The organism is Cellulomonas humilata (assembly GCF_013359775.1).
In the GTDB taxonomy this organism is placed as follows: domain Bacteria; phylum Actinomycetota; class Actinomycetes; order Actinomycetales; family Cellulomonadaceae; genus Cellulomonas; species Cellulomonas humilata.
Genome location: NZ_JABMCI010000055.1, coordinates 45,615 through 67,482, shown reverse-complemented (window position 1 = coordinate 67,482; position 21,868 = coordinate 45,615). Strand labels below are relative to the sequence as shown.

Annotated in this window: 21 protein-coding genes and 1 pseudogene; 9 read left to right on the top strand and 13 right to left on the bottom strand. The window is 75.1% G+C overall.

Features of this window, described 5'->3' with window-relative positions:
• The 4 genes and pseudogenes from HP550_RS06155 to HP550_RS06140 form a co-directional block, all read left to right on the top strand.
• Positions 1 to 241: pseudogene (locus HP550_RS06155) on the top strand (DUF4350 domain-containing protein); the annotation flags it as partial.
• 44 nt (positions 242 to 285) lie between these two features.
• On the top strand, positions 286 to 1,248 hold the full coding sequence (locus HP550_RS06150; protein ID WP_175346716.1) for an AAA family ATPase: 963 nt from the start codon (positions 286 to 288) through the stop codon (positions 1,246 to 1,248).
• Position 1,249: 1 nt separating this feature from the next.
• On the top strand, positions 1,250 to 2,542 hold the full coding sequence (locus tag HP550_RS06145; protein ID WP_175346708.1) for a DUF58 domain-containing protein: 1,293 nt from the start codon (positions 1,250 to 1,252) through the stop codon (positions 2,540 to 2,542).
• A 32-nt stretch (positions 2,543 to 2,574) separates the two neighbouring features.
• Entirely contained in the window at positions 2,575 to 3,753 is a 1,179-nt protein-coding gene (locus tag HP550_RS06140; RefSeq protein ID WP_175346707.1) for a DNA glycosylase AlkZ-like family protein, read from the top strand.
• Between the two features lie 15 nt (positions 3,754 to 3,768).
• Here the strand turns inward: HP550_RS06140 and HP550_RS06135 are convergent, their stop codons facing one another.
• Positions 3,769 to 4,758, bottom strand: coding sequence for a stage II sporulation protein M (locus HP550_RS06135; RefSeq protein ID WP_175346706.1), 990 nt, complete (start codon positions 4,756 to 4,758; stop codon positions 3,769 to 3,771).
• A 49-nt stretch (positions 4,759 to 4,807) separates the two neighbouring features.
• On the opposite strand from HP550_RS06135, the gene HP550_RS06130 reads away from it, so the two are divergent.
• Positions 4,808 to 5,623: an RDD family protein gene (locus HP550_RS06130; protein WP_175346705.1), complete on the top strand. Its 816-nt coding sequence runs from the start codon at positions 4,808 to 4,810 to the stop codon at positions 5,621 to 5,623.
• On the opposite strand, the gene ahcY is transcribed toward HP550_RS06130, so the two are convergent.
• From ahcY to HP550_RS06105, 5 genes are all read right to left on the bottom strand, one after another.
• On the bottom strand, positions 5,617 to 7,116 hold the full coding sequence (gene ahcY / locus HP550_RS06125; protein ID WP_175346704.1) for an adenosylhomocysteinase: 1,500 nt from the start codon (positions 7,114 to 7,116) through the stop codon (positions 5,617 to 5,619). The genes HP550_RS06130 and ahcY overlap by 7 nt on opposite strands.
• Before the next feature lie 157 nt (positions 7,117 to 7,273).
• Complete coding sequence (locus tag HP550_RS06120; RefSeq protein ID WP_175346703.1) at positions 7,274 to 7,471, bottom strand: Trm112 family protein; 198 nt, start codon at positions 7,469 to 7,471, stop codon at positions 7,274 to 7,276.
• The gene (locus tag HP550_RS06115) at positions 7,471 to 8,937 is read right to left on the bottom strand and encodes a phosphomannomutase/phosphoglucomutase (RefSeq protein WP_175346702.1); all 1,467 of its coding nucleotides are present in this window, start codon (positions 8,935 to 8,937) and stop codon (positions 7,471 to 7,473) included. Before HP550_RS06115 ends, HP550_RS06120 begins: the two co-directional genes overlap by 1 nt.
• A gap of 62 nt (positions 8,938 to 8,999) precedes the next feature.
• Positions 9,000 to 9,275, bottom strand: a complete 276-nt coding sequence (locus HP550_RS06110) for a hypothetical protein (protein ID WP_175346701.1) — start codon at positions 9,273 to 9,275, stop codon at positions 9,000 to 9,002.
• A 1-nt stretch (position 9,276) separates the two neighbouring features.
• Positions 9,277 to 9,648, bottom strand: a complete 372-nt coding sequence (locus HP550_RS06105) for a DUF3499 family protein (protein ID WP_175346700.1) — start codon at positions 9,646 to 9,648, stop codon at positions 9,277 to 9,279.
• A gap of 75 nt (positions 9,649 to 9,723) precedes the next feature.
• Here HP550_RS06105 and HP550_RS06100 point away from each other — a divergent pair, with 75 nt between their 5' ends.
• A complete protein-coding gene (locus HP550_RS06100) occupies positions 9,724 to 10,221 on the top strand; it encodes a metallopeptidase family protein (protein WP_343048008.1) in 498 nt (165 codons plus the stop codon).
• A 12-nt stretch (positions 10,222 to 10,233) separates the two neighbouring features.
• Positions 10,234 to 11,109 (top strand): glycosyltransferase family 2 protein, encoded by an 876-nt coding sequence (locus tag HP550_RS06095; RefSeq protein ID WP_175346699.1) that lies wholly within the window; start codon positions 10,234 to 10,236, stop codon positions 11,107 to 11,109.
• Between the two features lies 1 nt (position 11,110).
• Here HP550_RS06095 and HP550_RS06090 read toward each other — a convergent pair whose 3' ends face one another.
• The 3 genes from HP550_RS06090 to HP550_RS06080 form a co-directional block, all read right to left on the bottom strand.
• Positions 11,111 to 12,772, bottom strand: coding sequence for a DUF5719 family protein (locus HP550_RS06090; RefSeq protein WP_175346698.1), 1,662 nt, complete (start codon positions 12,770 to 12,772; stop codon positions 11,111 to 11,113).
• Positions 12,769 to 16,275 carry a glycosyltransferase family 2 protein gene (locus HP550_RS06085; RefSeq protein WP_175346697.1) on the bottom strand — a complete coding sequence of 1,169 codons (3,507 nt, stop codon included), beginning with the start codon at positions 16,273 to 16,275 and terminating at the stop codon, positions 12,769 to 12,771. The genes HP550_RS06090 and HP550_RS06085 overlap by 4 nt, the downstream gene beginning before the upstream one ends.
• A gap of 65 nt (positions 16,276 to 16,340) precedes the next feature.
• Positions 16,341 to 16,670 carry a WhiB family transcriptional regulator gene (locus HP550_RS06080; RefSeq protein WP_281362148.1) on the bottom strand — a complete coding sequence of 110 codons (330 nt, stop codon included), beginning with the start codon at positions 16,668 to 16,670 and terminating at the stop codon, positions 16,341 to 16,343.
• Positions 16,671 to 16,938: 268 nt separating this feature from the next.
• On the opposite strand from HP550_RS06080, the gene HP550_RS06075 reads away from it, so the two are divergent.
• Together HP550_RS06075 and HP550_RS06070 are read left to right on the top strand one after the other, a co-directional pair.
• Positions 16,939 to 17,577 (top strand): methyltransferase, encoded by a 639-nt coding sequence (locus tag HP550_RS06075; RefSeq protein WP_175346696.1) that lies wholly within the window; start codon positions 16,939 to 16,941, stop codon positions 17,575 to 17,577.
• The gene (locus HP550_RS06070; RefSeq protein ID WP_175346695.1) at positions 17,574 to 18,296 is read left to right on the top strand and encodes a TIGR03089 family protein; all 723 of its coding nucleotides are present in this window, start codon (positions 17,574 to 17,576) and stop codon (positions 18,294 to 18,296) included. Before HP550_RS06075 ends, HP550_RS06070 begins: the two co-directional genes overlap by 4 nt.
• Positions 18,297 to 18,306: 10 nt before the next feature.
• Here the strand turns inward: HP550_RS06070 and HP550_RS06065 are convergent, their stop codons facing one another.
• From HP550_RS06065 to HP550_RS06050, 4 genes are read right to left on the bottom strand one after another with little or no spacing between them, the layout of a single operon-like run.
• Positions 18,307 to 19,329: a glycosyltransferase family 2 protein gene (locus tag HP550_RS06065; RefSeq protein ID WP_175346694.1), complete on the bottom strand. Its 1,023-nt coding sequence runs from the start codon at positions 19,327 to 19,329 to the stop codon at positions 18,307 to 18,309.
• Entirely contained in the window at positions 19,322 to 20,635 is a 1,314-nt protein-coding gene (locus HP550_RS06060) for a lipopolysaccharide biosynthesis protein (protein ID WP_175346693.1), read from the bottom strand. The genes HP550_RS06065 and HP550_RS06060 overlap by 8 nt, the downstream gene beginning before the upstream one ends.
• Positions 20,632 to 21,042 carry a DUF2304 family protein gene (locus tag HP550_RS06055; RefSeq protein ID WP_343048006.1) on the bottom strand — a complete coding sequence of 137 codons (411 nt, stop codon included), beginning with the start codon at positions 21,040 to 21,042 and terminating at the stop codon, positions 20,632 to 20,634. The genes HP550_RS06060 and HP550_RS06055 overlap by 4 nt, the downstream gene beginning before the upstream one ends.
• Positions 21,039 to 21,782 carry a glycosyltransferase family 2 protein gene (locus HP550_RS06050; RefSeq protein ID WP_175346692.1) on the bottom strand — a complete coding sequence of 248 codons (744 nt, stop codon included), beginning with the start codon at positions 21,780 to 21,782 and terminating at the stop codon, positions 21,039 to 21,041. The genes HP550_RS06055 and HP550_RS06050 overlap by 4 nt, the downstream gene beginning before the upstream one ends.
• Positions 21,783 to 21,868 lie beyond the last annotated feature (86 nt).

The window sequence follows — 21,868 nt, the reverse complement described above, 5'->3', positions numbered from 1 at the left end:
GTCCTACGGTCACGCGGCCGCCGCCCTGCGCGCCGGCGCCGCCTCCCGCAGCGCCGCGCGCCTCGGGCTGCCCCGCTCGGCCCCGGCCCCGGTGGTGGTCGACGCCGTCGCGCGCGCGACGACCCGCCCGGCCCAGGCGGTCGAGGCGCTGCTGTACGGACCCCCACCGACCGACGACCGCGGGCTGGCCCAGCTGGCCCGTGACCTGGACCATCTCGAGAGCGAGGTTCACCGAACGTGAGCGACCAGAGTCCCCCCTGGGGAACGACAGCACCCACCGCCCAGCTGCACCACCCGTCAGAGGAGCTGCGGGCCGCCCTCGGCACCGTGCGCGCCGAGGTGGCCAAGGCGGTCGTCGGTCAGGACGCGGCCGTCAGCGGGCTCGTCATCGCGCTGCTCTGCCGCGGGCACGTGCTGCTCGAGGGCGTGCCGGGGGTCGCCAAGACGCTGCTCGTGCGCGCGTTGTCGGCCGCGCTCGACCTGCAGACCAAGCGGGTGCAGTTCACCCCGGACCTCATGCCCGGCGACGTGACCGGCTCGCTGGTGTACGACGCCCGCACCGCCGAGTTCTCGTTCCGCGAGGGGCCGGTGTTCACCAACCTGCTCCTGGCCGACGAGATCAACCGGACGCCCCCGAAGACGCAGGCGTCGCTGCTGGAGGCCATGGAGGAGCGCCAGGTGTCGATCGACGGCACCCCGCGCCCCCTGCCCGACCCGTTCCTGGTGATCGCGACGCAGAACCCGGTCGAGTACGAGGGCACCTACACCCTCCCCGAGGCGCAGCTCGACCGGTTCCTGCTCAAGCTCGTGCTCCCGCTGCCGGAGCGCGACGAGGAGATCGAGGTGCTCAAGCGGCACGCCGCCGGCTTCGACCCGCGCGACCTCGCCGGCGCCGGACTGCGTCCCGTGGCGACGGCCGAGATGCTCGCCCGCGCCCGGGCCGAGGTGGCGCGCGTGCAGGTGGCCCCGGAGGTGCTCGGCTACGCGGTCGACGTGTGCCGCGCCACCCGCCGGTCGCCGTCCCTGTCGCTCGGCGTCTCCCCCCGTGGCGCGACCGCGCTGCTGGCGACGTCGCGCGCGTGGGCGTGGCTGTCGGGGCGGGGCTACGTGACGCCCGACGACGTCAAGGCCCTCGCCCACCCGACGCTGCGGCACCGGGTCCAGCTCCGCCCGGAGGCCGACCTCGAGGGCGTGAGCACGGAGAGCGTGCTGGACACCGTGCTCGCGTCCGTGGCCGTCCCCCGCTGACGTGGCCGTCACCTGGCGCGCGGTCGTCCTGGCGGCGCTCGGGCTCCCCGTGGTCCTGCTCGTCCCCGCCACCGGGACGGTGCTGCTGTGGGCGCTGCTCGTCGTGGTCGCCTGCGCCGTCGACGTCGGGCTGGCCGCCTCGCCCCGGCAGGTGGGGGTGCGCCGGGACGTCCCGGCGTCGGTCCGGCTGACGGAGCCGGCGACGTCCACCCTCACGTTGTCCCACCTGGGCCGACGCCGCCTGCGCGGTCTCGTGCGGGACGCCTGGCCGCCGTCGACGGGTGCGCAGGTCGACCGGCACAGGCTGGACGTCGCGCCCGGCGAGGGCGTCCGGGTGCGGACCGTCCTGGTGCCCACCCGCCGCGGCGACGCGCACGCCGACCGGGTCACCATCCGCACCCTCGGCCCGCTGCGCCTCGCCGGCCGGCAGGCCTCGCTGACCGTCGCGGGACGGCTCCGGGTGCTGCCCGAGTTCGCCTCGCGGCGGCACCTGCCCAGCCGGCTCGCGCGCCTGCGGGAGCTGGACGGGCGGGCGGCGGTGCAGGTGCGCGGCCCGGGCACGGAGTTCGACTCCCTGCGCGAGTACGTGATCGGCGACGACGTGCGCTCGATCGACTGGCGCGCGACCGCCCGCCGCTCGGACGTCGTCGTCCGCACGTGGCGTCCGGAGCGCGACCGTCGCGTGCTCATCGTGCTCGACACGGGACGCACGTCCGCCGTCAGGGTGCTCGACGCCCCGCGGCTCGACGCGTCCATCGAGGCGGCTCTGCTGCTCGCCGCCCTGGCGACCAAGGCGGGCGACCGCGTCGAGCTCCTCGTCTTCGACCGCAAGGTCCGCGGCCGGGTGGCCAGCGCGACCGGCGCCCGGGTCATGGCGCAGTTCGCGGACACGCTGGCGCTCGCCGAGCCGACGCTCGTCGAGACCGACTGGCCGGGGGTCGTCGCGCAGGTCCGGCAGCGGCTCAGCCAGCGCGCGCTGGTGGTGCTGCTCACCGCCCTCGACCCGGCGGCGGTCGAGCAGGGACTGCTGGGCGTCGCCGGCCAGCTGACCGAGCGGCACCAGGTGGTCCTCGCGTCGGTCTCGGACCCGGAGGTCGACGCGCTGCGCACGTCCCGCGACAGCTCCGCGGCGGTGTTCGACGCCGCGGCCGCCGAGCGCGTCGGACTGGAGCGCGCTGCGGTGACGGTGCGGCTGCGCCAGCGCGGTGCGGAGGTGGTCGACGCACTGCCGGACGACCTCGCACCCCGGCTCGCGGACACCTACCTCGCGCTCAAGGCGGCCGGCCGGCTCTGACGGCCGTGGGTGGCTGCCGGTAGGTTCCGGCTGTGCCCGACCTGCTCACCCGCGCCCACCTCAACCGCGCCCTGCTCGCCCGCCAGCACCTGCTGGAGCGCCACCCCGGCCCCGCCGTCGAGGTCGTGGACCACCTGGTCGGCCTCCAGGCGCAGAACGCCTGGTCGCCGTACGTCGGCCTCTGGAGCAGGGTCGAGGGGTTCCGCACGGACGAGCTCGGTGACGCGTTCTGGGACCGCTCCGTCACCCGGATCGCGGTGATGCGCAGCACGATCCACCTGGTCACGGCGGCCGACGCGCTGCTGCTGCCCGGCCTGATCGCCCTGCTGCACGCCAAGGACCTCCGGGTCAACGCGCAGCACGGCGCCGCGCTGCGCACGCTGGACCTCACCGAGCTCACGGCTGCCGCCCGCGCGCTCGTCGAGGAGGAGCCCCGGGTGACCACCGCGCTGGGCCGACTCCTGGGGCAGCGGTGGCCCGACGTCGCACCCAGCACGCTCGCCTACGCCGCGCGCGGGACGCTCCCGCTGGTCCAGGTGCCGCCGCGGGGCGTGTGGGGACGCTCGGGAGCGACCACCTGGACCACCGCGTGGGCATGGCTGGGTCCGGAGCTCACCGCGGCGGCACCCGACCTCACCGACCCCCAGGTGCTCGCCGCCGAGCAGGAGCGGCTCGTCCTGCGCTACCTCGCCGCGTTCGGGCCGGCCTCGGTCGCGGACCTGCAGAACTGGTCCGGGCTCACCGGGATGCGGGCGGTGGTCGACCGCCTCGACCTCGTCCGGTACCGCGCCGAGCCGTCGCCGGGGGCGGTCCGCGAGCGTGAGCTGCTCGACCTGCCCGACGCCCCGCTGCCCGACCCGGGGGTGCCCGCGCCCCCGCGCTTCCTGCCGGACTACGACAACGTGCTGCTCGGCCACGCCGACCGCACCCGGATCATCTCCGCCGAGCACCGCCCGTACCTGGCGAGCCCGAACGGTGTCATCCCGGCCACGTTCCTTCTCGACGGGCGGGTCGCGGGGACGTGGGACGTGCCGCGCGACCGGAAGGTCGGCGGCACGGTCACGCTCACGGTGCGACCGTTCGCCCGCCCGACGGCCGCCCAGCGCGACGCGCTGCACACCGAGGCGGAGGGCCTGGTCGACCTCATGGCCGCCGAGGCGGACGAGCGCCGGGTCGTCGTCGTCGACCCGGACCAGGTCGACCAGGACTGAGTCGACCCGGACGGATCAGCCGGCGGTTGCGAGCACGTAGCCCGCACGGTCCGCCTCGAGGTCACCGGTGTGCCCGGCACGGACGGCCCGCCGGCCGAGGATCAGCGTGTACGCCCAGAACGCTGCGAGGACGAGCCCCCCGATGCTCACCTTGACGGCCCACGGCAGGGCCGAACCCGTCACGAAGCCCTCGACGAGCCCGGAGACCGCAAGGACGCCCACCAGACCGATCGCCACGGTGAACAGCGCGCGCGCCTCCTCGGCCAGCGCGCGCCCGCGCGTGCGGGGTCCGGGGTCGATCCAGGTCCAGAAGATGCGCAGCCCGGCGGCGCCGGCGACGAACACCGCGGTGAGCTCGAGCAGACCGTGCGGCGCGATGAGCTGGAGGAACACGTCGAGCTCCCCGTAGGACGCCATCATCCCGCCGGTCGCCCCGACGTTGATGGCGTTGGTGACCTGGAAGTACACCGGCAGGATCCCGGTGATCCCGGTGGCGATGCAGACGGCCGTCAGCCACGCGTTGTTGGTCCAGACCATCGCGGCGAACCCCGCACCCGGCGTGTAGTACTCGGCGAACGACTCCTCGACGTACTGCTCGCGCTGGCTGGGGGTGCCCATCGACGCGAGAGCCTCGGGCTGCGTGGCCACCCAGATCCCCGCGGTGACCGCCAGGACGGTGAACGCCGCCATCACGGCGACCGTCCACCACCGGATGCGGTACAGCGCCGCGGGCAGCGCGACCACCACGAACGCGGTGACGTCGCGCCAGCTCGGCTCGTGCGTGCCGGAGATCGCGGCCCGCGCGCGCCCCACGAGCATCGACAGGCGCGTCACCATCTCGGGGTCAGGAGCGGCCGACCGGACCGACGACAGGTCCGTGGCGACGGACTGGTAGAGCCGCACGAGCTCGTCTGCCTCGGCACCCGTGCGGCGTCGCAGGCGTGCCAGCGCGTCGAGCCGCGCCCAGTCGGCCGAGCGTGCCCGCTCGAAGGCGTCGAGATCCATGGCGCACAGCCTGCCATCCCGCGGGTGCGGCAGAGGCTAACCTCGCACCATGGACGGCATCATCACGGGCGAGGGTGTCCTCCTCGACTCCCGCCCCACCTCCGCAGCCACCCGACTGCTGGCTGCGCTCCTCGACCTCCTGCTCCTGGCCGTCGTCGGGTTCGCTCTGCTCGTCGCGCTCGGCGCCGTCGCCGGGAACGTGTCCGAGGAGCTGGGCCGGATCGCGGGCATCGTCCTGGTGGCCACCATCACGGTCGTGATCCCGACCACCGTCGACACGCTGACCCGGGGCCGCTCCCTCGGCAAGCTGGCCATGGGCATCCGGATCGTGCGCGACGACGGTGGTCCGCTGGTGTTCCGGCAGGCGCTCGTGCGGGCGCTCGTCGGCATCGTCGAGCTGTGGGCCACGCTCGGCTCCGTGGCGCTGGTCTGCTCGATCGTGCACCCGCAGGGCAAGCGCGTCGGCGACATCCTGGCGGGCACCTACGCGGTCCGCGTGCGCGGGGCCGCCAAGGTGCGCGTGCCGGTGGTCATGCCGCCGCACCTGGCCGGCTGGGCGCACGCCGCCGACCTCGCGCGGCTGCCCGACGGCCTGGCGCTCTCGGTCCGGCAGTTCCTCGGCCGCACCGCGTCCCTGCACCCCGCGTCACGGGTCCAGCTGGGCTCGCAGCTGACGGCCGAGGTGCAGCGCTACGTCAACCCGCTGCCGCCGCTGGGCACGCACCCGGAGGCGTTCCTCGCGGCGGTGCTCGCGGAGCGCCGGGACCGCGAGCTCACCAGCCGGCTGCGCGCCGACCAGCGCGACGCCGTGGAGTCGTCGCAGCTGCACCGACTCCCCCACGGCGTCCCCGACCCTGCTCAGTAGCGGTAGTGGTCCGGCTTGTACGGGCCTGACGCGTCGATCCCCAGGTACTCGGCCTGCTCCTTGCTGAGCTCGGTGAGCCGGACCCCCAGCGCGTCCAGGTGCAGCCGCGCCACCTTCTCGTCCAGCACCTTGGGCAGCCGGTAGACCTCGCGCGCGTAGTCGTCGGGCTTGGTGAACAGCTCGATCTGGCCGATCACCTGGTTGGAGAACGAGTTGCTCATGACGAACGACGGGTGCCCGGTCGCGTTGCCGAGGTTCAGCAGGCGGCCCTCGGAGAGCACGATGATCGAGCGCTCGGGACCGTCCTCGTCGGCCGGGAACGTCCACTCGTGCACCTGCGGCTTGATCTCCGTGCGGCTGATCCCGGGCACGGCCGCCAGCCCGGCCATGTCGATCTCGTTGTCGAAGTGGCCGATGTTGCCGACGACCGCCTTGTTCTTCATCCGGGCCATCTGCGCCGCCGAGACCACGTCCTTGTTGCCCGTGGTGGTGATGACGAAGTCGGCCTGGTCGATGACGTCGTCCAGGCGCGTCACCTGGTAGCCGTCCATCGCCGCCTGCAGGGCGCAGATCGGGTCCACCTCGGAGATGATCACGCGCGCACCCTGCCCGCGGAACGCCTCGGCGGCCCCCTTGCCCACGTCCCCGTAGCCCGCGACGAACGCCACCTTGCCGCCCATCAGCACGTCGGTGGCCCGGTTGATCCCGTCGGGCAGCGAGTGCCGGATGCCGTACTTGTTGTCGAACTTGGACTTGGTGACCGAGTCGTTGACGTTGATGGCCGGGAACAGCAGCTGCCCGGCCTCCGCCAGCTGGTAGAGCCGGTGCACGCCCGTGGTGGTCTCCTCGGTGACGCCGACGATGTCCGCGGCGATCGTCGTCCACCGTCGCGGGTCGGCGGCCAGCGAGCGGCGCAGCGTGCCGAGGACGACGGTGAGCTCCTCGGAGTACCCCGGCTCCCCCGGCTGCGGGTCCGACGGCACCGCACCGGCGGCCTCGTACTGGACGCCCCTGTGCACCAGCAGCGTGGCGTCGCCGCCGTCGTCGAGGATCATGTTCGGGCCGGTGCCTCCGGGCCACACGAGGATCTGCTCGGTGCACTCCCAGTACTCCTCCAGCGACTCGCCCTTCCAGGCGAACACCGGCACACCGGCCGGCGCCTCGGCGGAGCCGTGCGGGCCGACGGCGACCGCGGCGGCGGCCTCGTCCTGCGTGGAGAAGATGTTGCACGACGCCCAGCGGACCTCCGCGCCCAGCGCGACCAGCGTCTCGATGAGCACTGCGGTCTGCACCGTCATGTGCAGCGACCCGGCCACCCGCGCACCGGCGAGCGGCTGCGTGGGTCCGAACTCCGCCCGCAGGGCCATGAGCCCAGGCATCTCGTGCTCGGCGAGGCGGATCTGGTGGCGGCCGGCCTCGGCGAGGGACAGGTCGCGGACCTTGTACCGGCCGGGAAGCTCGTCGAACGACGTGGGCACTGTGGACGCAGACATCTCACTCCTGAGGGGGTGCGGGTGACGTGGTCGGGCGCGACTCAGCAGGGCTTGCGCCCTGGTCGTTCGCGCCGGCGCGACCCCTCTCGGTCTGCGGGCATCACCCACGCCGTCCGGGACATGCTAGCCCGGGGTGAGCGGCGTCACACGGGGGAGGTCATCCGCGGGAGACGGGCACGCCCTCGTCGACCAGCAGAACGGGGATCCCGTCGCGCACCGGGTAGGCGACCGGGTTCACCGGGTCCGTCGAGACCAGCGTCGGCTCGCCGTCCGGCCCGACGCCGTCCACCAGGGTCGCCCCGGTGGCCGGGCAGCGCAGGAGGTCGCGCGCCCAGGGTTCCAGGACCCGGCCCATCAGGACTGACCGTCCTGGCGGACCAGGGCGAGCACGTCGTCGCGCACCTTCTCCATGACGTCCTCGTCGGCCGCCTCGACGTTCAGGCGCAGCAGGGGCTCGGTGTTCGAGGCGCGCAGGTTGAACCACCACTGCGGGTGGCCGTCCCAGTGCGAGACCGTGAGGCCGTCCATCTCGTCGACCTGCACCGGCCCGGCGCCCTGCTGCGTCACGTACGCCTCGATCACGCGCTCGCGCGCGGCGGCCACGTCGGCCACCCGGGAGTTGATCTCCCCGCTGGCCGAGTACGGCTGGAACTGCTCGGACAGCGCCGACAGGGTGTGCGGCTGACCACCGAGCGCCGCGAGCACGTGCATCGCCGCGAGCATGCCGGTGTCCGCGAAGAAGAAGTCGCGGAAGTAGTAGTGCGCGCTGTGCTCGCCGCCGAACACCGCGTCGTGCTCGGCCATCTGCGCCTTGATGAACGAGTGGCCCACGCGGGTGCGGACCGTCGTCGCTCCGGCCGCGCGCAGCAGGTCCGGCACCACCTGGGACGTGATGAGGTTGTGGATCACGGTCGGCGTGCGGCCGGCGGCGCGCTCGCGCTCCACCTCGCGCAGGCCGACGAGCGCCGTGATCGCCGACGGGCTCACCGGGTCGCCGTGCTCGTCGATGACGAAGCAGCGGTCCGCGTCACCGTCGAACGCGAGCCCGAGGTCCGCGTCGTGCTCGACGACAGCCGCCTGCAGGTCCCGCAGGTTCTCCGGCTCGAGCGGGTTCGCCTCGTGGTTGGGGAACGTGCCGTCCAGCTCGAAGTACAGCGGCACGATGTCCAGCGGAAGCTCGGGCAGGCCCGCGCCGGTGCCGAGGACGGCCGGTGCGGTGAAGCCGCCCATGCCGTTGCCGGCGTCGACGACGACCTTGAGCGGCCGGATGCCGGACAGGTCCACCAGCGAGCGCAGGAACGACGCGTACTCCGTGAGCATGTCGCGGTCCTCGACGGTGCCACGCTCGGTCGCGCCGACCTCGGGCACGGCACCGGCGGCGAGGTAGTCGCCCGCCAGCTCACGCACCGTCGTCAGGCCGCTGTCCTGGCCCACCGGTCGCGCACCCGCGCGGCACAGCTTGATGCCGTTGTACTGCGCGGGGTTGTGGCTCGCCGTGAACATCGCGCCGGGGATGCCGAGCGCACCGGAGGCGAAGTAGAGACCGTCCGTCGAGGCCAGCCCGATCCGGATCACGTCGACGCCGCGGGCGGCCAGCCCGTCCGCGAACGCCGCCACGAGCTCCGGCCCGGAGGGGCGCATGTCGTTGGCGATGACCACGCGGGGGCGGTCGGTCGCTTCGGGGAGCACCACGACATCGGCGAACGCCGCACCGATCGCGCGGGCGACGGTCGGGTTCAGCTCGTCGGGGACGACACCCCGGACGTCGTAGGCCTTGATGAGGGCAGTCAGATCGACACGGTCGGCTGCAGGGGAGGTCACGCGGTCATCGTACCCGCGGCGCTCGGGGCCCCTCGTCGCGCGACGTGTCGCACGACGTCCTGTCAGGCGTCGCCGCCGACGACCTCGTCCCGGTCCAGCGGGACACCGCTCCCGTCGAGGGGGAACCAGTTGCGCTGCTCGCACGCCGGGCAGGACACGAAGACCACCTGGCGGCCGTCGGTGAGGGCCATCCTGATCCGGGTCAGGTCGGTCTCGCCGCACCGCAGGCACGCGCCCGTGCCGGGCACGCCCGGTCCGGTGGGCTGGCTGATCGACCCCAGCGGCTCCCCCGCACGCTCGGCGCGGGAACGGGCGGCCTCGCCCTTGCGGCGGGCCATGTCAGCCCTCACCGCGCAGTACGCGGAGGTGACCTCGGCGTGGCGCCTCGTTCAGGACGGCACCCACGGCGTCGGGCAGCGCGACGGGCTCGGGCTCGGGACGCCTGCCCGCCTCCCGCACCGCGTCGGCCAGCGCGAGCAGGTCGTCCCGGCTGGGCGGCGCCGGAGTGAACTCGGGCGTGAGCCGGACGACCTCCCAGCCGCGCGGCGCCGTGAGGCGTTCCGCGTGCTCGATGCACAGGTCGTACGAGTGCGGCTCGGCGTGCTGCGCCAGGGGACCGAGCACCGCCGTCGAGTCGGCGTACACATAGGTCAGCGTGGCCACGGCCGCACGGCCGCAGGCCGTGCGGGAACACCGCCTCACGGATCTCACGCGCTGACGGTACCCCCGGCCGCTCACCGGCCGTGCCCCCCACGCCGTCGGCCGTACGCGATCTACAGTGCTGAGGTGAGCTCCGCACCCCCGCCGCCCGCACGCCGAGCCCCCGGCGTCGGCCGGCGCACGCTCGCGCTCCCCACCACGACCGTGGTTCCCGTGCGGCGCCGCGACCGCCGCGGGCGCGGGCCACGAGGACCGTTGCTGCCCAGCACCATGCCGGCCTACCGCACGCGCGCCGAGCGGTTCGACGACCTCGTCCTCGACGCCGTCGAGCGCATCGAGCGCCTGTGGGCGCGCCAGCTGGTGGGCACGGAGTTCGCCGTGGAGGACGTGCCGCCGTCCAACCCCGCCCCGTGGGAGCACGGCGGGGTGCCGCTCGGCCGGTACTTCCCGTCCGACGCCGGCCTCCCGGCGCGCATCGTCGTCTACCGCCGCCCCGTCGAGTCCCGTGCCACCGACCCGCTCGACCTGGCGGACCTGGTGCGCGACGTGGTCGTCGAGCAGGTGGCGCACCTGCTGGGCCGCTCGCCGGACGACGTGGACCCGCACTACGGCGACGCCCACTAGCCTGTCCGGACGATGAGCACCGCCGTCCCGCCCCCGTCCACGCCAGCCCCCGATGTCCGCGTCGTCTGTGTCGTCTACCACCCCGGTGACGAGCTCGCCACGTTCGCCCGGACCCTCGCCACCGCCTCGGCGAACCCGGCGGAGCTGGTGATCGTCGACAACGGCTCCGACCCCGCCGTGGCACGAGCGGTGGCCGACGAGTTCGGCGCGCGGCTGGTCGCCAGCGGATCCAACCTGGGCTACGGGGGCGCCGCCAACCTGGGCGCAACGGGGGCCGAGGCGCCGTGGATCGTCGTCGCAAACTCCGACATCGAGTGGCAGCCCGGGTCGCTGGACGCGCTCGTCGCGGCCGGCCGGGCCGCGCCGACTGCTGGATCGGTCGGACCGGCCCTGCTGAACACCGACGGCACGGTGTACCCCTCGGCGCGCGAGCTGCCGTCGCTGACCCAGGGCGCCGGGCACGCGCTGTTCGTCAAGGTCTGGCCGGGCAACCCCTGGACGCGCCGGTACCAGGCGCACCAGCAGAACGCGGGCGACCAGCGGCCCGCGGGCTGGCTGTCGGGCGCGTGCCTGCTGCTGCGACGCGAGGCGTTCGAGGCGGTGGGCGGGTTCGACGACGGCTACTTCATGTTCTTCGAGGACGTCGACCTCGGCGAGCGCCTCGGACGCGCCGGGTGGATCAACCTGTACGTGCCACAGGTGCAGGTCACGCACGTCGGCGGCACGTCCTGGCGCGCCAAGCCCGCGCCCATGATCTCTGCGCACCACGCCAGCGCCGCCCGGTACGTGCACCGCCGGTACCCGCACTGGTACCAGTGGCCGGTGCGTCAGGCGGCGGTGCTCGGGCTGCGCCTGCGGGAGCGCTCGGAGCTGCGCGCAGCGGACTGAGTCAGCGCGTGCCGAGCCGGGGGTCCTCGCGGACCGCCACGTCCGCCGTGAGGCGCGGCACGGGCACCGGGTCGAGCACGGAGACCAGCACCCCGTCGGGCTGGTCGACGGCTGCGACCAGCGCCCACACGAGCGCGACCGTCGAACCCTCGTCCGTGACGAGGTCCACGCCCACCACCCCCGCGAGCGTCGCCGGTGGAACCGGGACGACGGCGGGGTCCGGCGCGACGATCGCGCCCGTGCCGGTGGCCAGGTCGTCGACCGACCAGGCGCCGGTCGTCCCCGCGTCCAGCCGCAGCGACCGCTCGGCCAGGACGACGCCGTCCGCCCCGAGCAGCCGGACCGATCCCGTGGCCACGCCGTCGGCGCTCGGGTCCGCGTCGCTCGACACGGCTCCGACCACGAGGGTCCCCAGGGTCCCGGTCGGCACGGCGACCACGCCGCTGCGCCCCACCGCGGTCGAGGCCGCCCAGGCACGCTCGACGCTCGGCACGTCGTCCAGCTCGCCGACGGCGCCCGTCCGCGTCACCACGGCGGAGGCCACGACGGGCTCCCCCGCGTCCACGACCGCGGTGTAGGCGCCGGCGGGCAGCCCGCCCAGGGGCACGTCGGTCACCTCGCCGGGCACCAGCACCACCTCGTCCGCGCCGGGCAGCTCCGTGACCCCGCCGGGGCCCAGCAGCGTCACGCGGGCGGTCGTGCCGACCGTGCCCGGCACCAGGAGCCGCAGCGCGGAGGCCGTCACGTCGCCGACCGCCGAGGCCGACACCGAGACGCCCGGGACCACCTGGCGCCGTGCGGGCGCGGCACCGGGGACGACCAGGTCGGTGCCCGCGGGGGTGAACCCGTCGATCGCGGAGTCCTGCACGTGCACCCCGACCCGTCCCCCCGTCGCCGACACGTGCACCGCCAGCCGGCGCTGCTCGGCGGCGATCCCGCCGAGGACGACCATGCGTGAGGCGCCGGGCGCGACCAGGTAGCGCTCGCCCGTGAGGTCGACCGGGCCGGACGGGCCCCAGAGCTCGAGCGTGATCTCGGCTGGCGTCGACCCGGCGTTGTCCAGCACCAGCTGCGCGGTGCTGGACAGGTCGGTGGCGCCGCCGAGCAGCCACGCGTCGGCCGTCGGCTGCTGGCACGAGGCGGCGGACAGACCTCGCAGGTCACCCGCGGTGACCAGTCCGGCGCTCGTCGCGGCCACCCGGGCGGGCGCGGCCGCCCCAGGCTCGGCGCGGACCACCTGCGGTCCGGCGACGCCGGTGACGACCGCCGAGTCACCTCCGGCGTCCAGCGTCCCGGTCGCGGAGGACCGGTCGAGCGACCCCACCACTGCGGCGGAGCCACCGTCCGCGTCCGGCACCGAGGTCACGGCGGTGACCGTGGTGACCGGGTCCACCGGCGTCGGGTCGAATGCGGAGTCGCCGCGACCGGTGTCGTCGGGCTGGATCAGCGGGCCGGCGCAGACGAGCGTCGACACCGAGGCCGGGACGGAGATCTGGGCCGGCGGGACGCTCGTGCCGGAGGTGCCCTCGGGCAGGCGCGCGCCGGCGACGATCGCGGCAGTCAGCCCGAGCACCGCGAGGCCGGACGCTGCACGGGCCGTACGACCGAGCCAGACCTGCGTCCGCGTCGGACCGGTCGCGTCGATGACGCCTCCCCCGCTCATGCCCGGGCTCCCCGGCGTCGGCGCACCGGGACGGCCAGGAGGACCGTCACCAGGGCGACCAGGCCCTGGAGCACCAGCCACGGGGTGCGCACCGGGTTGTCGTACCGGACGACCAGCTCGCCGCCGTCGGCCCCGACGGCGAACACCTGCCGCCAGCCGTCGTCGACCGCCCGCAGCGACCGCCCGTCGAGCCACGCGTGCCAGCGCGGGTCGGCGCGCTCGGCGAGGACGAGGAGTCGGTCCGCGGCACCCGCCGCGACCGTGGAGTCGATCGCCCGGTCCGCGGACGGGACCGCGACGGCGGCCACGGCGGGGTCCGTCACGTCCGCCCCCGCGGGCAGCAGGCGCGCCCACGCCGGCAGGGTGGTCGGGGCGGCGCCGCCGGCCACGGGCGGGGTCGCCTGCACGCGCCACAGCGTGCCGGTCGCGTTCTCGGTCACCCGCTCGAGCCCGGCGGTCGAGTCGAGCCGGCTGACGAGCTCGTCGAGCTGCGCCGCGGCGACGTCGGGATCGACCTCGCCGAGGTCCGTGGGCAGCGGCGGGACCAGCACGTCCGCGACGCCCAGCGCGGCCAGCTCGCCGGCCACGTCGCCGGTCGCCGCCGACGCCAGGCGCGCGACGAGCCCGTCCACCTCGCTGGTCGCGGCATCGGGTGCGACCACGACCGGCGTCAGCAGGTCCCCGCTCAGGGTGCGGGTCGACTCCGCGGCCGCCTGGTCCACCAGCTCGGGGCCGTCGCCGCGGACGAGCTGCCACGTGACGGTCGACCCGTCGGCGTCGCCGTTCGGCTCCAGGCTCACCGCGAGCACCCGGGACGACAGCTGCGAGGCCTGCGCCTGCTGGCCGACCGCCGGGATGATCGAGCGCTCGACGGCACGCAGGCCGACGGCGTCGCCGCTGCGCGCCTGCCACGTCCACGTGCCGAGCCACACCACGGGAACCGCGACGGCGACCAGCGTGACGACCGCGACCAGCGGCTGCCGCCAGCCGAAGGTGTAGTGCACGAGCCGCTCGCGCAGCCGGTCCGCGCCGATCACCGCGGCCGCCAGCAACCCGGCACCCCCGAGCGAGAGCGCCGGTCCCGGCCAGCCGTGCACGACCACGCCGTCCGACACCGCGACCGGGACGGCCACGGCGACCGCGGCGGTGGCCGCACCGAGCGCGGCGACGAGCCAGGCACCCCGGACGGCCCGCGCGACCGGCGCTCCGCGCAGGAGGGCGAGCACCGCCACCAGCAGGACGACGGACCCCAGCGCGAGGGGCCACGCGACGGCGAGCGCGCCCGGCAGGACGCCGGGGACGAGGGACGAGGCGTCGGCGGGCACACCGAGCAGCCGGCTCAGCGGGTCCGCCGCGGTGGAGGCGCTCGGCAGTCCCGGGTCGGCGAGGAGCAGGCGCCAGCCCTCGAGGCCGCGGCTGCCCGCCTCGAGCAGGGTGGGGCCGAGCAGGGCGAGCGCGGGCAGGGCCACGAGCAGCACCCGGCCGCGGCGGCGCGGCGCGCACAGGGCGACCACGCACAGGGCCAGCAGGCCGGGAACGAGCAGCGAGGGTGATCCCGCGACGACGACGGCGAAGGCGATCGCCGCGCCAGCCGATGCCGAGATGGAGCCCGAGGGGTCCGGCGCGCCGACGCGCACGGGTGCGACGGATCCGGCGACCGGTCCCGCGTCATCCCCGGCATCTCCTGAGACCCGAGGGGTCGGGACCGTCGGCGTGCCGCGCACCGGCGTCTCGAGGTCGACCTCGTCGGCGCGCCGCGCCGTGGCGACCCCGGACAGCACCTGGTCGACGCGCTGCACCCCCACCGCCCGGGCGAGCCCGAGGGCGACCCACGGCAGGGCGACGTGCGCGACGACCGCACCCAGGCGTCCATCGCCGAGGCCGAGCAGCAGCGCCGGGGCGCCGGCCCAGACCAGCGCGGCCCAGGCGCGGACGCCGACCGAGCGCGTCGCGGCCCCCGCAGCTGCCCACGCGCCGACGCCCGCGAGGACGACCGACCCGAGCAGCAGCAGGGCCACGGCGGACGACGTAGACCCACCCGCGACAGCGGCGGGGACGGTCAGCGCCGTGAGCAGCGCGTCCGCCGGACCGGGTCCGCCGAGCCCGTCCGCGACCCAGCCGGAGGTGGCGGCCGACCAGAGATCCCCCAGCCGCGTGGCGGAGGGCAGCAGGGCGGTGCCGACGAGCCTCGCGCCGCCCACGACCGCGGCGACGAGCGGTCCGAGCCCGACACCGGACACGACGACGAGAAGGCCGGCGACCACGGCGAGCGTGGTGCGGCGGCGCGTGGCCACCGCGGCCAGCTCGCGCAGCTCGAGCTCGCTGGGCGCCTGCACCACGCGGCTGGCCTCGGCGCGGGCGAGCCGACGGTCCCGGGCCTGCGACCACACGTCGCGCCAGCCGGCCTGGAGCGGGCGCAGCGTGCGCCGCGGCAGATGGCGGCTGCGCGTCGCTGCCAGCCGGGCACGGGTCACCCCGTCCGGGCGTCCGAGCGCCACGAGCACGGCGCGCAGCTCGTCGACGGCCAGGCCGGGCTGCTTCGCGGCGAGCCGGACGAACGCGCGCACCACCGCGGCGGCCAGCGCGAGGACCACGACCACCGGCACGAGCGGCAGCGGTGCGGAGACGAGCCTGCTGTGCACCAGGGCGCGGCGGCGGGCGGCGAACGAGCGGCGCGAGTCGGCCCGGTCGTCCTCGCCGTCACCGTCCCGGTCCACGGGGACGCTCGCGGCGTCCACCGAGCGCAGCCCGAGGTAGCCGGCCTGGGCGTGGCGGACCACGGCGGACGGCACGACCACCACGCGGTGACCGGCCAGCCGGGCGCGCCGGGACAGGTCGAACCCGTCGCCGAACGGGCCCAGGATGGGGTCCGTCCCGCCGAGGTCGTCCCAGACGTCCCGCCGGACCAGCGCACCGGCGATGCCGACCCCGAGCACGTCGTCGCGACCGTCGTGCTGGCCCTGGTCGAGCTCGCCCGGTTCCACGTCGGTCATCCGCCTGCCCGAGCGGGACGAGCGCAGCCCCACCTCGAGCAACCGCTCCGGGTCGGTCCACGTGCGCTGCTTGACCCCGGCGACGGCGACCGAGCGGGCGTGACCGACCGCGCGGACCAGCTCGGACAGCGCCGACGGGGCCGGTGCGCTGTCGTCGTGCAGGAGCCAGAGCCAGGTGGTCGGGGGCGCGTCGTCCGCCTCGAGGCCGCGGCGGACGGCCTGCCCGAACGAGCGGGAGCCGGGCGCGCGCACGAGGCGCAGCGCGGGGGCCGAGGCGGTGACGGCGGCGAACGAGTCGCTCAGCAGCTGCTCGAGGGAGTCGTCGGTCGCGGGGGCGACGTCGACGAGCAGCACCCGCAGCGGTCGGCGGGTCTGTGCGGCGAGGGCCGCGAGCGTGGTGGCGAGGTAGGGCGTCCGGCCGCGGGTGACGACGACCGCGGACACCGGCGTCATCACCGGTGTCGGGGAGGTCGCGGTGGGCAGGTCCACCGGCAGGAGCGTGTCAGTCATGCTCGGGTCATCATGCCGCCGCGGGGCACCAGGCCCGCGCGCGACACTCCCGCCCGGCGAGGACGTCAGACGACACGCCGCTTGAGCTTGCGCCGCTCCCGCTCGGACAACCCACCCCAGATGCCGAAGCGCTCGTCGTTCTGGAGTGCGTACTCGAGGCACTCGGAGCGCACGTCGCACCCGGTGCACACCTTCTTGGCCTCACGCGTCGAGCCGCCCTTCTCGGGGAAGAACGCCTCGGGGTCGGTCTGGGCGCACAGCGCGCGCTCCTGCCACCCCATGGGGCCCTCGTCCTCGAGGGCGCCGAAGATCGGCAGCACGTTCGACGCGTGCGTCTGCGCACTCGTCCGTGCCTCCGAAGGGAAGATCTCGTCATTGTCGAGCAGGTTCCACATGCGTGCCTCCGTGCGGTCCTCGTGCTGGTTCATCTGCTCGTTCAGGGGCTCGGCGTGCGACGCTCTCTCCAGGGCGTCGCGGGTGGTGCGCGCTCATGAATCCGTTCTAAGGAATTACACGCGTGTCGTTCGCGTTGGTCAAGCGGAGCCGTGGTAGTTGTCCGGTTTTGTCGGGTGAACTTGGTGAAGACGTGTGCGCCGGGCGTGTCGGACGGCCCTCTCGTAGGGTGAGCCCACCATCCGGACCCCGGTGACGAGGACGTGAGACGTGGCAGCCGTACCTGACGACGAGGGCAACAGCGCCACCCCGCGGCCGACCGCGGGGCCGGACTACGCCGAACGCCTGGCCCGGCTCGAGAGCGCGCGATGGAAGCAGCTGCTGGACGTGCAGGCGCCGTACCGGCGGCACGTCCAGCGCCTCCGGCTCGGTCGCACGGTCGACGTGGGCTGCGGGATCGGCCGCAACCTCGAGTCGCTCGACCCCGGCTCGGTCGGGGTCGACCACAACCCGCACTCCGTCCAGGTCGCCCGCTCCCGCGGCCTCGACGCGTGGACCGACGAGGAGTTCTTCGCCGACCCGGTGCTGAGCGCGCCCGAGAGCTTCGACGGCCTCCTGGCGGCCCACCTGGTGGAGCACCTCCCCGCCGACCAGATCCTCGACGTCGTGCAGCCCTACGTCTCCGTGCTGGCCCCCGGCGGGCGGGCCGCCTTCATCACGCCGATGGAGCGGGGCTACGCCAGCGACGCCACCCACGTGCGCTTCAGCGACTTCCCGGTGCTGATCGAGCTGTGCGCGCAGCTGGGGCTGGAAGTCCGGCGGACCTACTCGTTCCCGTTCCCGCGCTGGACCGGGCGGCTGTTCACCTACAACGAGTTCGTCGTGCTCGCGACCAAGCCGGCCGCATGACCCCGCCCGGCACGATCACCGACCTCCTCGCGGCGCTCGTGCGCGCCGGCGGCGCCCCACGGATCACCTGGTACGGGCCGGATGGCGAGCGCGTGGAGCTCTCGGGCGCCGTCACGGTGAACTGGGTGAACAAGACGGCCAACCTCCTGGTCGAGGAGTTCGACGTCGGCCCGCAGACCGTCGTCGGGCTGGACCTGCCCCCGCACTGGCGGACCCTCGTCTGGGCGCTCGCCGCCTGGCGCGTCGGGGCGAGCGTGGATCCGCGGCCGTCGCAGGCCGACGTCCTGGTGACCACCGACCCGCTCCCGCACGCGGGCCATGCCGCCCTGGTCGCCGTCGCTCTGCCCGCGCTCGCCCGCCGGTTCGCGGGCACCCTCCCCGGCGGGGCGGTCGACGCCGGGTCGGCCGTGATGACGTACGCGGACCAGCTGCTCTGGGCGCCGCCCACGGTCCCGACGGCTCCGGCCCTGGCGACGGCCGACGCGGTCATCGCGCACGCGGACCTCGTCCCCACCCTCCTCGCGACGGCCCCTCCCGCACCGCAGCGCGTGCTGATGTCCCACGACGACACCGGCGCCTTCCTGCGGACGGCCGTCGGCGTGCTGCACACGGGCGGATCGGTCGTGCTCCTGGACCCGGGCGTCGCGACCGAGCTCGCCGCGGACGCGGCACGACGCGACCGGCTGGTGGCGGCGGAGCAGGTCACCCTGGAGCTCTGACCCGCCGAGGTCAGACGAAGCGCCGGACCAGCCGCCAGTACCCGGCCAGGATCACCTGGAGCACCTCGGCGCCCGCGGGCAGGGCGAGCGCGACCGGCGAGAAGCGCGCGACCCAGAGCCCGACCAGGTCGCGGTCCGGGACCGTCCGCGCGGCCTGCACGGCCGAGCGCCGCGACCGCACCCAGCCCAGGTGCCGCAGCACCCACACCCAGCCGGCCACCTTCTGCCGACCCCAGCCCTGGAGGCCCGCGACCAGCGCCATCGCGAGCTCGAAGCCGACGAGGGCCGGCGCCAGGAGCAGCAGGGTGCGCGTCCCGTAGGACGTGAGGACGAACAGCAGGCGGTTGCGCTCCAGCAGGTACATCTTGCGGGGGTTGCGGCTGAACGCGTAGTGGTGCACCACGACCGCCCCCGGCACGTACCGCACGCGCCACCCGCGCTGCCACGCCCGCCAGCTGAGGTCGAGGTCTTCCTGGTAGGCGAAGAAGTCCTCGGGGAACCCGCCGAGCGCGTCCCACACCGCACGTCTGAGCACCAGGGTCGCGCCGGTCGCCGACGCCACGTCCCGCGCCGCCCGGTGCTGCGACGCCGGGTCGCCGAGCCCGCCCGCCCAGCTCAGGCCCAGGACGTGCAGCGGGTTGCCGGCCGTGTTCATGGTCGAGGGGTCGTCGGCGAGCCGGACGTCCGCGCTGGCGATCCCGACGGTCGGGTCGGCCGCGACCGCGACGAGGGTGGCCAGGGCGTCGGGCGCGACGATCGCGTCGCTGTTCACGAGCGCGAGGTACTCCCCCGCGCCCTCGCGCGCCCCGAGGTTGACCCCGCCGGTGAACCCGAGGTTGCGCGCCGGTCGCAGCAGCGACACCCCGCGGTCGGCGCTGAGCTCGTCGACGTCGTCGCGCGTGCACCCGTTGTCGACCAGGACGAACCGCACGTCGACGCCCACGGAGGCCAGCACCGCGTCGATCGCGTCGGCGAGGTAGGGCTCGTCGCCGAAGGCCAGCATCACGACGTCGACCACGGGCCGCTCAGCCATGCCGGACCTCCCCCGCGACCGTCCGCCGCCACCGCGCCGTGCGGGCCACCAGCGCGACCGCGAGCACCAGGAGCGCGGCCCCCGAGCCGACGACCAGCGCCGTCGCCGCGACCCACGTCACCGATCCCTGCGCGAAGCACGCGACCACCAGCGCCAGCAGCCCCGCGGACCAGCCGACGACCACCCACCGCTCCGCACCGAGCGCGAGGAGCGCCTGGGCGCACAGCTGCGCGAGCATGAACAGCGCGCCCGACACGGCGATCAGCAGGATCACCTCCTGCCCGACTCCGAACTCGTCGCCGAACAGCAGCCCCACGAGGGCGTCGCCCCAGATCCACATCACCAGGACGCCGACGCCGGCGATCGCGGCGGTGAGGCCCGTGACCAGCCCGAGCCTCCGGACGAACCCGGAGACGGCGCCGGAACCGACCAGCGAGGCGAGCCCGGGCAGCAGCACCGCCTGCACCGCCGCGAACAGGAACACGGGCACGCGCGCGATCACGAGGGCCGCGAGGAACTGACCGGCGAGCGCCTCCTCGCCCGGGGTCGCGAGCACCTGCACGACGAGGGGGCCCGCGTTGGCCAGGAGCTGCGAGGTGACGGACGCGACGAGGAGGACCACCATCGCGCGGACGACGTCGCCACGGACCACGGGCGGGCCGGGAGAGACGAGCTCGGCCCGGTGCCGCGGCGTGGTGACGAGGACCGCGACGAGCGGCGCCACGACGAGGACCACCCCGTACGCGACGGCGTCCCGCACGCCGAGCGAGGCCAGCACCGCAGCCGCCGCGACGCGCAGGATCCCGTCGACCGCCAGCTGGGCTCCGTAGTGGCCGAAGCGCCCGTTGCCGGCGAGCAGCCCGCGGACCGCGTACGACAGTCCCATCCCGACGAGCGCGAGCACGAGCAGCAGCACGAGGGTGCGTCGGCCCCCCAGGAGCTCGGAGGCCAGCAGGGGCGTCGCGACGAGCGAGACGACCACGACCGTCGCGACGATGACCACCCCGAACCGCAGCACCGCGGCCACGACGGGCCGGTTGCCCTGACCGAGCGCGCGCCGCGCCGCGGTCGTGCGCCCGAGCTCCTGCTCGAACGGCAGGAACAGGCCGATGCCGACGGCGTTCAGCAGCGTCCACAGGACCGACAGGGGTCCGAACAGGGCGGGCCCGAGGGTCTTCCCGGCCAGCCCGAGGAAGCCGAACGTCGCCAGCCCGAAGACACCCAGGCCCAGCGCGACGGGGACGAACCCACCCCGGCCGCGGTCCGCTGCGGCCGCCGGAGCGAGCTCGTCGACGGCGTCGGTCATCCGGCCGCGCCGCCACCCGGGCCGGGATCGGCGACCGGCGGCTCGGTCGCGCCCAGGCCGGCGTGCCGCTCGAGCGTCTCGATGCGGTTGCGCAGCAGGGCCGACTCCTCGGCGAGCGTCTGGTTCTCGTGCTCCAGACCGCTCACCTCGCCGCTCAGCTGCACGCACACCACCAGCAGGACGAGCAGGCCGAGGAAGAAGACCAGGTTCACCGGGGTGGTCACGCCGACCAGGTCGGCGAACCACGCCGGGATCTGCGGGAAGAACGCGCCCAGCAGGACGACCACCGCGACGCCGATCCACAGCGCCGCGTACTTCTCGCGCAGCCGGCGGCGCCGGAGCAGCTCGACCATGAAGGCGAGCGTGACGAGCCCGCCGACGAGCGCGAACAGGTAGCCGCCGGTCACACGACCACGGCCTCGGCGGGGCCGACGACCGTGCGGCGCCGGGTCAGGGAGATGAGCAGCGCCAGGCAGGCCCGCAGGAGGTAGACGGTCGCCCTGAGGGGACCCTGCGAGGGCCGGCCGGCGGTGCGCTCCCGCATGGAGACCCCGATCTGCTCGACGGTCAGGCCGCTGCGCAGGGCGATCACGAGGGACTCGACGGTGTCGCCGAGGTACTCCGCCGGATAGTGCACCGCGAACAGCCGCACGGCGCGCGGGCCCGCTCCCCGGAAGCCCGAGGTGGTGTCCGTCAGCCGCGTGCCGGCCATGCGGCTCAGCGTCCCGGCGAGCACCTGCATGGCCCAGCGCCGCGGCCCGCGGACGTCGTACTCACCCGTGCCGGCGAACCGTGCGCCGATCACGATGTCGGAGTGCTGGAGCTGCTCGACGATCCGGGGGACGTCGCGCGGGTCGTGCTGGCCGTCGGCGTCCACCTGGACGACGACGTCGTAGCGCTGCTCGATGGCGTACCGGAAGCCGGCCCGCATCGCGCCGCCCACCCCCAGGTTGAACGGCAGGTCGAGCACCGGGACCCCGTGCCGACGAGCCACGGCGCTGGTGGCGTCGGCGGAACCGTCGTTGACCACCAGGACGCCGACGTCGGGCAGGTGCTCGCGGATCTCCCCGAGAACGGCCGGCAACGAGTGCTCCTCGTTCCACGCCGGGAGCACGACCAGCACGCGCTGGACGGCAGGGGTGGGCATGGCGCCAAGGGTAGCGGCGTCCAGGAATGCGACGAGCACACCTAGACTTGCGCGCGCCTCGCCGATCTCTGGGTCGGCACCGTCGC

What these genes read in the sequence shown, in the direction of transcription:
- HP550_RS06080 (WP_281362148.1), bottom strand. Translation starts at nt 16,670, where the DNA reads ATGTGGAACCTGCTCGACAATGACGAGATCTTCCCTTCGGAGGCACGG.
- HP550_RS06110 (WP_175346701.1), bottom strand. Translation starts at nt 9,275, where the DNA reads ATGGCCCGCCGCAAGGGCGAGGCCGCCCGTTCCCGCGCCGAGCGTGCG.
- HP550_RS06060 (WP_175346693.1), bottom strand. Translation starts at nt 20,635, where the DNA reads ATGACCGACGCCGTCGACGAGCTCGCTCCGGCGGCCGCAGCGGACCGC.
- HP550_RS06135 (WP_175346706.1), bottom strand. Translation starts at nt 4,758, where the DNA reads ATGGATCTCGACGCCTTCGAGCGGGCACGCTCGGCCGACTGGGCGCGG.
- HP550_RS06050 (WP_175346692.1), bottom strand. Translation starts at nt 21,782, where the DNA reads ATGCCCACCCCTGCCGTCCAGCGCGTGCTGGTCGTGCTCCCGGCGTGG.
- ahcY (WP_175346704.1), bottom strand. Translation starts at nt 7,116, where the DNA reads ATGTCTGCGTCCACAGTGCCCACGTCGTTCGACGAGCTTCCCGGCCGG.
- HP550_RS06095 (WP_175346699.1), top strand. Translation starts at nt 10,234, where the DNA reads ATGAGCACCGCCGTCCCGCCCCCGTCCACGCCAGCCCCCGATGTCCGC.
- HP550_RS06120 (WP_175346703.1), bottom strand. Translation starts at nt 7,471, where the DNA reads ATGGGCCGGGTCCTGGAACCCTGGGCGCGCGACCTCCTGCGCTGCCCG.
- HP550_RS06130 (WP_175346705.1), top strand. Translation starts at nt 4,808, where the DNA reads ATGGACGGCATCATCACGGGCGAGGGTGTCCTCCTCGACTCCCGCCCC.
- HP550_RS06090 (WP_175346698.1), bottom strand. Translation starts at nt 12,772, where the DNA reads ATGAGCGGGGGAGGCGTCATCGACGCGACCGGTCCGACGCGGACGCAG.
- HP550_RS06065 (WP_175346694.1), bottom strand. Translation starts at nt 19,329, where the DNA reads ATGGCTGAGCGGCCCGTGGTCGACGTCGTGATGCTGGCCTTCGGCGAC.
- HP550_RS06070 (WP_175346695.1), top strand. Translation starts at nt 17,574, where the DNA reads ATGACCCCGCCCGGCACGATCACCGACCTCCTCGCGGCGCTCGTGCGC.
- HP550_RS06085 (WP_175346697.1), bottom strand. Translation starts at nt 16,275, where the DNA reads ATGACTGACACGCTCCTGCCGGTGGACCTGCCCACCGCGACCTCCCCG.